Origin of the sequence: Marinomonas sp. MED121, from assembly GCF_000153025.1 — a bacterium.
Classification (GTDB): Bacteria; Pseudomonadota; Gammaproteobacteria; order Pseudomonadales; family Marinomonadaceae; genus Marinomonas.
On sequence record NZ_CH672433.1, the window covers coordinates 452,191 to 463,565 of the forward strand.

Below are 11,375 nucleotides of genomic sequence, written 5' to 3' on the forward strand. Positions count from 1 at the left end.
TAAAGCTTAACCAGGTATTTTAGTTACCATTCGAACAGAAGTTGTAAGCTCTTCTAGTTGTAACCAAGGACGCAAATGCGCAACCGCAGAGTAGGAACCAGGACGACCAGGCTGCTCTACAACTTGAATACGCGACTCACAAAGTGGTGTTTTAGATCTTTCTGCGTTACCAACAGCACCTGAGTTTGTATATTGGTCTATCCAAGTTTGTAAGTCTTTTTGAATATCAGCAGACTCTAAGTTAGAACCAAGCATATCGCGACCCATTACTTTTAGGTAATGCGCAATACGGCTACTCGCCATGATGTAAGGAAGACGCGCTGAAATTGCAGCGTTACCAGTCGCATCGGGATCAACATAAACCTTAGGTTTTTGCGTTGTCTGACCACCAATAAAGACACCAAAGTTAGTGTTTTTATAATGCACTAATGGTAAGAAACCAAGATCACTCAGCTCTTTCTCACGCTCATCAGTCAGGTTAACTTCAATTGGACATTGCTGTTGAATATCACCACCATCAGACAGGTAGGTCAAGTTAGGTAGATTTTCAACTTTACCGCCATTCTCTAAACCACGAATAGCTGTACACCAACCAAAGGCAGTATGAGATTGACTCATCTTCAAACCTAACTCAAAGGCAGCATTAGACCAAACCAATTGATCATTGCTTTCTGGAAGCGGATTACCCTCAGCATCTGTGCCTAGCTCTTCATAGCTAAATGAATCAGTACCTAGACCTTTTTCACCGTATGGTAGACGCGCCAAAGTTTGAGGCAAAGTTAAGCTTACATAGCGCGCATCATCACTCTCTCTAAATGCATTCCAAGCAGCATAAGTAGGAGAGTCAAAACCTGCAGCGACAGGCTTACCTTCATCAAATGTTGTAAAGGAATCAATTTCAAACATTTCAGGGTTAGCTGCTGCAATAAATGGAGCATGACTTGCCGCTGCAGTTTCACCCATGTAACGCAACAAAGAAACATCTTCATCTTTATGAGAGAAGTTAAAATCACCAAGCAATAAACCGTAAGGTTCACCACCAGCTGTACCAAATTCTTTTTGGTATAGCGCATCAAACAGTGGACTACGATCTACTGCTGGCGCATCTTCAAACTGCTCAAGCAACTCATCTTTTTGGAAATCAACTAATTTGATTTTTAGGCTTTGACCTGTTTCGCTTTCACGAACAAGTTTACCCAAACCACGCCAAGACCCTTCAAGTCGCTGGAAGTCATCCTGCTGCATGATCTCAGAAAGCTGACGAGACATTTGCTTATCAATTTCAGCAATTGCATTTTCAATAGTTTTTGTCAGGTTCTTGTCCCAAACAACAGTACCACCTAATGCTTGCTCAGCAAGAACAGAGAACAGCTCTTTGGTTGTATCTTCTGGAGTCTGCGTAGTGGCAGCAATTGCACGATCTAGAAAACTAAGAGAACCTTCTTCGCCTTCTGCACCAGCTTGATTTTCTAATTCAGTACTCATTCTTCTCCTCCATCAGACTCAAGTCCAAGTTCACTTGATAAAGCATTAATAGTGTCTGCACTTTGCAGCACTTCTTTAAGTAATTTTTCTAAATCTCTTGAGCGATCAGCTTTAGATAACAAGGTCTTAAGCTGCTGTCTTGTTTCAGCAAGTTTGCTCAGGGGCTCAACCTGCTCAATTAAAGAGTCAGGCTCAAAGTCTTTCATTGAGTTAAACTTCAATTCAGCTTCAAATTGGCTATCATCATCAGCAAGAGTGTTGTCTACTTTTAGCTTAAGCTCAGGCCCAACACGCTTCATAACTGTGTCGAAATTATCTTTATCAATTTGATAGAAAGTACGATCTTCTAGATCTTCTCTATCATCGTTATGAGCCGAGAAGTCACCGATAACACCGATCACAAAAGGCAATTCTTTATTTTCTACCGCGCCATTTGTCTCAACATCATAAGTAATGCTGACACGGTTTTTACTGACCCGTTTATGCTGTGAGTTTAAAGCCATAATTTTTCTCCGTTATTGGTACGCTAGTAATAAGCATTACTAAGTTCATTATTACTATTTTATTAGCTGGGAAGGTCATTTAAAAAACCTTTCCTAATAACAAACAAAACTGATATTAAGTAAAAGCAAATTAAGCCTGCAAAGAAAATCTCTATACAAGCTTAATCATAACCCCCAAGAGAGGCCTAAGAATTATAAAGCTGCTTTAGAAGCCAATGTTGCAGTAGGAACATCATATTTAATAACGTCACCTTTCTGGATTTTACCTGCATCATCTTCATAGTAGTAAGTTAAGCTCATAGTTGCATAAGCAAGAGAGAATGACTCACTTGGTAAAGAACCGTCACCACAACCTACGTTGTAGCTAGCGATACGAGATTTTTCAACAGTAATTACTAGATAAGGATCAGCACCGTTACCTTCACGAGATGGCTTAGTAATCATGATTTCACATGTTTTACCTTCAGCACCTGGTGAGAACAAGAAAGTCGTTAGTAGTGGGCTTGCGCCATCAGAACTACGAGAAACACTTAGCTCACCTAAACCAACCATACCTTGGTCAGCATTATTAGCATTACCCACGTCAACAGTTACACCACGAACCGCACCCCAAGAAAGAGAATCAATTGCGAAGAATCCTTTCTTACCACCTACTTCACCAATTGTTGCTGCACCGTTAATTGTGTCAACACCGTCAATACGCATGTAAATAGTAGCCATCTTTTATTTCCTCTATTTGAAATTATTTTTCAATTTTTTTGAATTAATCATCGAGTCTATTGCCAGTTTATCTCTTACAGGCTAACCCTGTTACAAGGAGAGTTAACAATAGTCTTATCTGATAACATTTCAACGAAAGTCTTTAGTTAACTAACAAGTATTTCATTGATACTAATATTATTTATCTAATTTTCTCGTCTTCTTTGCTTTGTTGGTAAACAGATTACTTCTATATTGATTGACTGTAAATTTAACCAACCAAAGATCCACCACTTCTTCATATTTCAATTTTTTCTAATACTAGGATTTATAGCCCAAAAAATGATGCAACACGATAAACCATAGGCAAACGCTTATTACCATTCAAATGAAGACAAATTGCCTGAGCTCTCGCCATCATTTGAGCTAGGCTCACTTTTTGGCTCACCCTGTGAAGCAACAGGGGCTTCTGGTGCATGTGGTTTTGGGACCGAAACAGGCGGTGCATTATAGCTCACTGGAGCGGCCTGCTGTTTATGCCTAAGCTCTGAAGCTGAAATTGTCGGATCTGGAATAATGGTTTTGTCCACACTTTCTAAACCCGCTAACTGATACATCCTTCCCATCATCTTGTCATCTTCGCCTACCATTTCATTCAATAGATCAGGTAAAGACATATAACCCCAACGAATAGCTCGCTCTAAAAGCATATATACAGGACTGTGAGGTTCGGTACGGCTAAAATATTCAGAAATTTGTCGTAATTGTTGAAAAGCCTGATCACGGGTATAAATTTCCCCTCCCGATTGCAAGGCTACAACATCATTTGTAACTGTATTAACATTCGGCATACTTATTTCTCCAGCACCTTGAGCCTGAGTCACATCATTCACCGCATCAGCAGCTGCATCTACGTCTGCCTCAGTGGCACTCTCAACTTTAGCATCCAGAGGCCAAGGCACTATGAGATTTCCAACGAGATAATGGGTAGCATTAATCAAGCGATCTACTGTTTGATTAATAAACCTGAAACTGACGGGTTGAGCACCAACTGCACGACATTTTTCAGCCATCGTCGATTCAATCAGAACGAGTTGCCGTTTAATTTCACCCAATAACAAGATAGTTGCGGTTACTTGGCTCTTCTCCGATGCAATCACCTGAGCAGCTTCAGATTTCAAACTATCCAGTTGACCATCACGCTCAGCGGCATAATAACGACTATAGTCTATCGCCCCTATCAAGCCGATACTTTGTAATGGCATTGAAAGCAAGCCAGTACCATCCCTTTCACCAACCAACTGCAGAAACGGCTTAACCCTAAATTCAGCCCATTCTTTCGCCTGACCCGCTTCATCTTCTGACTTGAGTTTTTTCAATGGTGGCTTAGGGTGGAGGTCATCCCAGTATTGAACCAGTAAATCAGCAAAACTAGCCAAAACATTCGATAAGTTCTCAAGCGGCTGCCCGGAAAAAGGCTGTGCTGATGCAAACCAACACATTACTTCAACATCTTTAGAGACAGTCGCAATGGTTTTCTCACATTCAGCAGATAATTGGCTCCAGTTTGATGCATTTTGTGTTAACAGCTCTTCATCATTTAAGGCATCTGGAGATTCCATTAATTGTCGATAAGAGGATTGCGCCTGATTAAAAAAGTTTCTCAAACCACGGTACAAAGTACGATTATCTTTTAAATATTCACCGCAAGGAGCTTCTTCTGAAATCGCTTCCAATAATTGGGTCATAAAATATCATCTCAATTATATTTAATTTTTATTCACTAGTGAGCCAAACAATGGCGCGCACTAGCCACCAATCATGACAGTTGGACATCCCAATACGATAGAACCACCATGAGAGGTTGTATCACCCATACGAGCAGCGGGAACACTTCCAATTAATACGGTTGCACTTCCCATTACAATAGTGTCTGGCGGACCAACACAAATAGCCATGTCACCCAAGCACACCGCAGGCAGGCTACCAATAAGAACAGTTGCTTGGCCAGGACCAGAAATAATCCCCCCGACATGAGGCACGACACCTGTTACCATAGGGCACACATGAGTATCAGTTAATCTTGCAGCCAACCCCATACTAACCTCCTAGTTTATAATGCCTTTGCCACCTTGCGCGATATCAAACGCACTGGCAAACGCCTGTTTATAGAATTTATCTCGACCTTTCCATTCAGGCAAAACGGCTGCCGTATTGATAGCGCCAGCAATGGCTTTGGAATATAAAAATTCTGCTGGCATTACAACAGGCAAACTAATTTCTGCAATACTACCACTACCATTCCAAACAACGCCTTGAGCCAACCAACGAACAAAGCTTTCATTCTTAAGTTGCTGCATTTGTTTTTCTATATAACGTCTCTTAGGCTCTTGAGGCTCTCTCACCCAGTCCTTACAAACATCAAATAAAGAGAGCTCAGCTTTGGTAAGGACATCTTGCCTTAACTCTATTGAGCACACACACCACCAAATTGTTTCTCTCATTGGCAATGCATGACAATAAAAGTGCACCAAATCTTGATATAGCCCAGCCTCGAGTAAACTGTTAATAATGACACTTGGCTCAGAGCTTAAATCAACAATCTCATTTGCTTCATCAGAGGATTTAAATCTTTCCCATATCTTTTCACATGAAGTTAGCGGTATCTTTTTTAACATCTAATTCACCATCACTATACCGCCTTTAACGGTTGTCATACCATCTGCTGAAATTTCAGCTGTTGCAGCACCTGTTACCGTTGCACCAACATCACCTTGAAGGGTTGCATTCAATCCTTGCGCAGTAAGAGTGGCGGTTGCTTTAGCAGTTAGACTTGCTCCAGCGCTTAAATCCATAGAGGCATCTGAATCAATAGAAACAGAAGTACCTGATTGAGATAGACTTCCACCCTCAATCGAGATACTTGAGCTGCCAGAAATAGTGACACTACCACTACTAATATCTATTGAAGAACTCGACATAACAATTTCACTGTCACCAACCACCAACTTAAGTGTGTCTGAGGCCGTTAAAGTGATTTCTTTACTGTCTTCAGAAATAGAGTCCGTAGCGGTGAGGGTATAAGCTTTATCTGCAGCAAGTGCGATATTTTCTTTCGCAGTAACAGAGAAATCCACGTCTGCTGTTTGAGTAATACTCTGAGTAACAGCCACTGACTTTTCATTACCGACAATTTCAAAAGAGTCATTTACCACTTCATTGGTGTAGTCTTTTGCTGCATGGGTATAGAAAGTTTCCGAGTCAGCCTTATCATCGAACCGAATCTCATTTGACTCACCTTTTTGCTGAGTTTTAATACCTGATTCAGTCGTATTTAAAGTAGGATAAGGAGGCTTGTGAGTACTATTATAAACACTTGAAACAACCACAGGCTGATCCGGGTCGCCATTAATAAAACTCACTAGAACCTCATGGCCGGCTCTAGGCAAAAACTGAAAACCATACCCGTTACCAGCCATAGGCTGGGCAACACGCACCCAACAACTGGTCTTATCACCTGTTTCAGTATCCCAAGGAAACTTAATACGAACTCGCCCAGACTCATCAGCTGCAGGCTCATCATCTGTTGCTCCAGCCACTACAGCAGTTTGCAACCCATGAATAACTGGCTTTTCCTTAATGCTTGGATAATGCAAATGATCTTCGGGCACACAAATAAACTCAGCCTCTTTATCAAACGCAGAAGATCCATTTGCATCAAATTGATAACGAACGCGTGTCGCCAAGTAACTTCCTTCTTGGTCGCTATTTGGATGAGAATTCATATCGACATAACGGCCAGCAGCAATCGAAATAGTATCGGTTCGAGCTTTCACCATAGTGTAATTCGAATCTAATTGGGCACGCTCCGTTGTCGCCAATGGACTAGAAAAATCATCCATCAAACCTGTAATACTTGAAGCAGGAAAGCGATATTGCGTTAGCTTAGTATTACCCGACAAACTGTATTTGGATGACTGCGCTTTACTCGTAACCAGCTTTGATTGGTTATAATCATAAGCAGCAAGCTCAATGCTGGCACTATGTATTTGATTTTGCAGCTCCCACAAAGATGCCAGATCATTATCACCACTTGGCTTAGCAATATGATCGAGTGTTGCTTTATCATCTTTAGAAAAAGGCTTTGAGGCATCTTGCAGAATCATTTGTCCAGAGCTTGCATCAGCATCAAAGTAGTAATGCACACCTTCCTCAGCAAGTAATCGCGTCACAAAAGCAAGGTCCGATTCATTATATTGTAAACAGTAAGCACGAGTTGAAGACGGCATACTATTAACCGTGTAACAGCCACTGAAACCTAACTCATCAAAAATTGAGGTAACAATATCCTGAGTCGATACTTCCTGGAATACACGACAATTACTACTGTATTCTAATAGCGCAAGCCAAGGCTTGATGGTCAATCGCATCCCTCGACTTCGGGACTGCATAGATTGAGTCAAACCATTAACAGCAACAACATAACCAGAGTATTCTCGTTCAGAGCTTCGACTATCTCCAGGGGCAGAATAAAGAGAGCAAGTCACCTGATCTCCCACCCAGTCTTCCGGAGAAACATCCTGACAGAGCACTTCAACCTCTATCACAGATAGCTCAGACAAACCTTCGGTTACTGTCATGCTAGTTACGACAAATTCATCACCACTACTATTGGCGACAACCAAATTACTGCTTTGCGGTTCTAGTAATTCATCCATAGTCTAATCTTCATTATGTGAATCTGGATTAATCAATTCAGCAAATCTTAATAGCTGAATAGGAGGGTATAACGATAAACTTCGAGCAACATCCATATTGATAAACATAGAAAAACGACTCAATTCAGCAATAGGCAAGGTACCTGGACTGGCGTTTTCAAATAACACTTTATTTGCCTGATTGGCTGCCAAGCGCCCAACATTATAATATTTATTAGCCACAGCAATTAAACCGTCTGAATCAGAAACCATAACGTCATAAGCACTGGCGACTGGCAATCTATACCTTACAGCTGCTTGAGTAAAAGCATCTCTGTTTTCAAGGTTATATGAGCTAGAGCCTACATAGACAACATCAACTTTTTCTTTCGCCATTTCAGCCATAACACCATCAAACTGATCCGGTAAAGGGACTTTATTGTCATCAAGCTCATACGTCCTAACAACCAGCTCAAACCCCATCTCAGTTGATAAGTTACGAAGTTTCTCTGTATTCAATTCAGAATTAAGTTCACTTTTGGAGTAAACAACACCCATTTTAAGGAGTGGAAAGTACTCACGTATCGCTCTTATCTGAACATCTTCAGAGACCCTATTACGTATACCTGTTACCGTTTCTCGACCACTCGCCTGATAAGAAGAAACAATTCCCGCACCTAAAGGGTCAGCCACTATCATGAACATAACAGGGATATCACCCAATTTTGTTTGAGAACCATATTCACCCATGGTACCTATAATGCCTTTTGATACTGTCGTACCCCAAGTCACCACGAGATCCGGCTTCAACTGCTTAGCTTCATTAAGGTATTGAGCAATACGACCTTTATCCCTAGCCACATCCCTAATAATTAAATTCACAGGCAAATCATTATTTTCAATATAGTTTTTAAATCCTCGACAGGCATCTTCGCAGCCCCTCCATACCACCATATAGATAGTGGCAGGATTACTGGCATTAAAGCTTTGAGCGGCAGAGGCAAAAAGAGACCAGCTAGTTAAAAAAGCAATAAATAATAGCTTCATTATTCCGTCTCCAAGTTAGGTTTAACATCAGGCACTCTTAAGAAAATAAACATCATCAAGGCAGAAACTAATACTCCCATGCCGACAAAAGCCATAGCCTCACCAAAGTCGTAAATGGTTAATAATGTTGCAACTAACACAGGCCCTAAAACACTACCAATACGTTCCGAGGTTCTAAGAATACCTAACACCTTAGTTCTACCAACTTCAGGGGTAGCTTCTGCAGCCTCTAAAGCGGACGCGATCAAAGGCGCTTTTAAAATGGAGTGCGCAACACCCATTAAAGCAACTGCCAACAAGACCTTATAGAAAGACTCTTCTCCATAAAGTGATATCAAGACACCACCCGACAGAATTGTTCCTAATAAAACCAACTCCTTCATCTTGCCTGTTTTATCCGCTATACCAGAAGCTAAAGGACTTAAAGGAATAATAATTAGAGAGTAAACCATCATTACACGACCAATCTCAGACTGGCTTGCATCAAGAGAAACGAGATACAAAGGCACCATGAAATACAAAAAGCCCGTCAAAATAATTTTGGTTGGAATGGCGCAAAAAATGATAATACAAACAAACTTAGTATTACGAGCAAGCAACATTAACCCACCTTTAGCCGCTTTATTTGCTGCGGAAGATGCTGCACTAACTTTGCCTGAGAACATTCTCCAAGCAAGCACACCAGCAAAACTAGATAGGATAGCGGACAAAAGAAATACTGGTTGATATCCCACTCGATCCGCGATAATCGCACCTAATGCTGTACCACACATGGTCGCCGTCATTAACACTCCGACGAATATTGCCATACCTTTAGCGCGGTTCTCTGAAGACACAACAGCCGCTATATAACTTTGACAACTAATAGTAATCACAGCGTAACCAAGAGCAGTCATACCCCTTGCAATTACGATATCCATAGCATCTTGTGCAAAGTAACATCCAAGATATCCTAAAATAGCCGGAATAAGACCAATTAAAAACAGAGGTTTCTGTCCCCACCTATCTACCCAACTGGCAGCAAAAGGCGTTGCCAACGCTATAACTAACATAAACACAGATATTGGTAGACCCAACATCACATCCCTAGAAATCCATGAGTCATTGTCATAAAGCTCAGAGACAAACAAAGGCATGAATGATTTTTGCAATTCCTCCGCTAGCGAGAAAACAAACAAAGGAATACGCGCATCAACAATATCGCCTTTTTTCACATTCAGGATATTCTGTAACTGAAATTTTTCCGCAACCTTTTGCAATCTCGATTTAGCAGAAACTTCCTCCTCTATTTTTTGCACGTTTTCACGTTCAACAATTTGCACTGCTGATTGAAACTGAGCTTGCAGATCTTTAGAGTCTTGGTTCAATTTACCAATGAAATTGCCAAACACCCCCTTAGTCACTACTTTTTCATTAACAGAGAAGTCACCCTCTGCTTGCCTTTGCAAAAGGCTTTCTGATTCTTTCAATGGCTCCGAGACATAGAACATAACGACAACCATGACCACTTCAAAGCACACAAGTAAAACGGCAACAAGGACGATCACCACATCAAAAAAGACATCGGTCAACTGCGACTGTATAAAACCAGAATCTAAGCCCACCACCACATAACCAAGGGCCTCTTGTTCTAAGGTCATATCTAATTTAAATAAATTACGACTATGATCATGTTCTGATGTTGCTTGACTAAAGAAGATATCAAAAAGCTCTTTCCCCCCTTGTGTTAGTCTTTCTACCAGACTTTCATTCAGAAAACTTGAACCTTCAACATTAAATGATTCAGCTTTTATACGACTTAAGTTTGGTGTATTACCTGCGTTATAAAGTAATCTTCCTTCTTCTGAAACAATCGCAACAAAAGTCAGTTCAGGATATTTATAAAGCGTATCTGAGAGGTAAGAATCCATCCCTTCAATTTGATCAAAAGGTATACCAACACTGGTCGCCAACTGAACATCATCATGTATGACTTCAGCGACTGCGTTTGCCTTTTTCAAAAGCTCAGGCTCTAAAGCAAAATCAAATTCTATTAGGGTATATAAGGTACTCAAAACAGAAGCGAATAATGCACTTAAAACCGTTACCAAAATTAGGCGGCTATTAATAAAGCCTGACATACTTTTAACTTCATTCATTTAGGTAAACCCTCTGCATCTTGTTTACCCTTAAGGGCTTGAATAGCATCTAGTTCATTAGCAACCTGAGCCTTCATTTGCTCGCCTTGTTTCATTTGTTCAGCCAATTTAAAAGCAAGCGTACCTTCTGGGGCGTCGAATTCTTTTACACGCTTCTCCCCTCCTGTATATTGCTCAATCAAATGAATCACACCACTAATGTCACCAAAACATAAACGAATAACTAGAAACACGATAAGAGAGAAGATTAAGAATATTCCGACAGTCATTTCCAACAAATGTAAACGCACCTGAGCATAGGTGCCTGAGAATGATGACTTGTCATATTGAATCACGACACTACCAATTAACTCGTCAAAACCATTCGTTAATTGCAAACCGCTATAAAGGTCTTTATCTGTGGCCAAAAGCCAATTAGCTTCAGCTGAACGAAGCGCTCTCTTGGATATGTTTTCGTCTACTAGCTCTCCTACCCGTTGCGAGTCAGTCGAGAAAATTATTTCACCATTATTCCCAATAATATGAATAAGCTTCACATTCACATCACGAGATTTAGCCCTATCCATCAAATCGGGAAGATTATTAGCGGACTTTAAATGAATGCCTAAGCGCTCAGCCTTTATAATGGAGGTCTCAAGTGAAGACGATATCACCTCTAATTTCGATGACACGACATTTGACATCAAACTATCAAACTTCATGTAATTGATCAGGTAAAGTAGGCTTAGAACAGCCATAAGAATCAGCCAGACCGTTGCCACAAACCTGAGATGAATCTCAATAAAAATTTTCATTATTCAACTATC

Annotated in this window: 10 protein-coding genes; all 10 read right to left on the bottom strand. The window is 40.7% G+C overall.

Annotation, left to right across the window (positions count from 1 at the left end):
* Window positions 1-6 precede the first annotated feature (6 nt).
* Window positions 7-1,485: a type VI secretion system contractile sheath large subunit gene (tssC, locus tag MED121_RS20570; RefSeq protein WP_009835712.1), complete on the bottom strand. Its 1,479-nt coding sequence runs from the start codon at window positions 1,483-1,485 to the stop codon at window positions 7-9.
* Window positions 1,482-1,988 carry a type VI secretion system contractile sheath small subunit gene (gene tssB / locus MED121_RS20575; RefSeq protein WP_009835713.1) on the bottom strand — a complete coding sequence of 169 codons (507 nt, stop codon included), beginning with the start codon at window positions 1,986-1,988 and terminating at the stop codon, window positions 1,482-1,484. Before tssB ends, tssC begins: the two co-directional genes overlap by 4 nt.
* Window positions 1,989-2,180: 192 nt before the next feature.
* Window positions 2,181-2,708, bottom strand: a complete 528-nt coding sequence (locus MED121_RS20580; RefSeq protein ID WP_009835714.1) for a type VI secretion system tube protein Hcp — start codon at window positions 2,706-2,708, stop codon at window positions 2,181-2,183.
* A 356-nt stretch (window positions 2,709-3,064) separates the two neighbouring features.
* On the bottom strand, window positions 3,065-4,435 hold the full coding sequence (locus tag MED121_RS20585; protein WP_009835715.1) for a type VI secretion system ImpA family N-terminal domain-containing protein: 1,371 nt from the start codon (window positions 4,433-4,435) through the stop codon (window positions 3,065-3,067).
* Between the two features lie 60 nt (window positions 4,436-4,495).
* Window positions 4,496-4,786 carry a PAAR domain-containing protein gene (locus tag MED121_RS20590; RefSeq protein ID WP_009835716.1) on the bottom strand — a complete coding sequence of 97 codons (291 nt, stop codon included), beginning with the start codon at window positions 4,784-4,786 and terminating at the stop codon, window positions 4,496-4,498.
* A gap of 9 nt (window positions 4,787-4,795) precedes the next feature.
* Complete coding sequence (locus MED121_RS20595; protein ID WP_009835717.1) at window positions 4,796-5,365, bottom strand: hypothetical protein; 570 nt, start codon at window positions 5,363-5,365, stop codon at window positions 4,796-4,798.
* Window positions 5,366-7,405, bottom strand: coding sequence for a type VI secretion system tip protein TssI/VgrG (gene tssI, locus MED121_RS20600; RefSeq protein WP_009835718.1), 2,040 nt, complete (start codon window positions 7,403-7,405; stop codon window positions 5,366-5,368).
* Between the two features lie 3 nt (window positions 7,406-7,408).
* Window positions 7,409-8,431 (bottom strand): ABC transporter substrate-binding protein, encoded by a 1,023-nt coding sequence (locus MED121_RS20605; protein WP_009835719.1) that lies wholly within the window; start codon window positions 8,429-8,431, stop codon window positions 7,409-7,411.
* Entirely contained in the window at window positions 8,431-10,569 is a 2,139-nt protein-coding gene (locus MED121_RS20610) for an MFS transporter (protein ID WP_009835720.1), read from the bottom strand. The genes MED121_RS20605 and MED121_RS20610 overlap by 1 nt, the downstream gene beginning before the upstream one ends.
* Complete coding sequence (locus MED121_RS20615) at window positions 10,566-11,363, bottom strand: hypothetical protein (protein WP_009835721.1); 798 nt, start codon at window positions 11,361-11,363, stop codon at window positions 10,566-10,568. Before MED121_RS20615 ends, MED121_RS20610 begins: the two co-directional genes overlap by 4 nt.
* Between the last annotated feature and the right edge of the window lie 12 nt (window positions 11,364-11,375).

Coding starts and splice junctions, on each gene's coding strand:
- tssC (WP_009835712.1), bottom strand. CDS start 1,485: ATGAGTACTGAATTAGAAAATCAAGCTGGTGCAGAAGGCGAAGAAGGT.
- tssB (WP_009835713.1), bottom strand. CDS start 1,988: ATGGCTTTAAACTCACAGCATAAACGGGTCAGTAAAAACCGTGTCAGC.
- MED121_RS20580 (WP_009835714.1), bottom strand. CDS start 2,708: ATGGCTACTATTTACATGCGTATTGACGGTGTTGACACAATTAACGGT.
- MED121_RS20585 (WP_009835715.1), bottom strand. CDS start 4,435: ATGACCCAATTATTGGAAGCGATTTCAGAAGAAGCTCCTTGCGGTGAA.
- MED121_RS20590 (WP_009835716.1), bottom strand. CDS start 4,786: ATGGGGTTGGCTGCAAGATTAACTGATACTCATGTGTGCCCTATGGTA.
- MED121_RS20595 (WP_009835717.1), bottom strand. CDS start 5,365: ATGTTAAAAAAGATACCGCTAACTTCATGTGAAAAGATATGGGAAAGA.
- tssI (WP_009835718.1), bottom strand. CDS start 7,405: ATGGATGAATTACTAGAACCGCAAAGCAGTAATTTGGTTGTCGCCAAT.
- MED121_RS20605 (WP_009835719.1), bottom strand. CDS start 8,431: ATGAAGCTATTATTTATTGCTTTTTTAACTAGCTGGTCTCTTTTTGCC.
- MED121_RS20610 (WP_009835720.1), bottom strand. CDS start 10,569: ATGAATGAAGTTAAAAGTATGTCAGGCTTTATTAATAGCCGCCTAATT.
- MED121_RS20615 (WP_009835721.1), bottom strand. CDS start 11,363: ATGAAAATTTTTATTGAGATTCATCTCAGGTTTGTGGCAACGGTCTGG.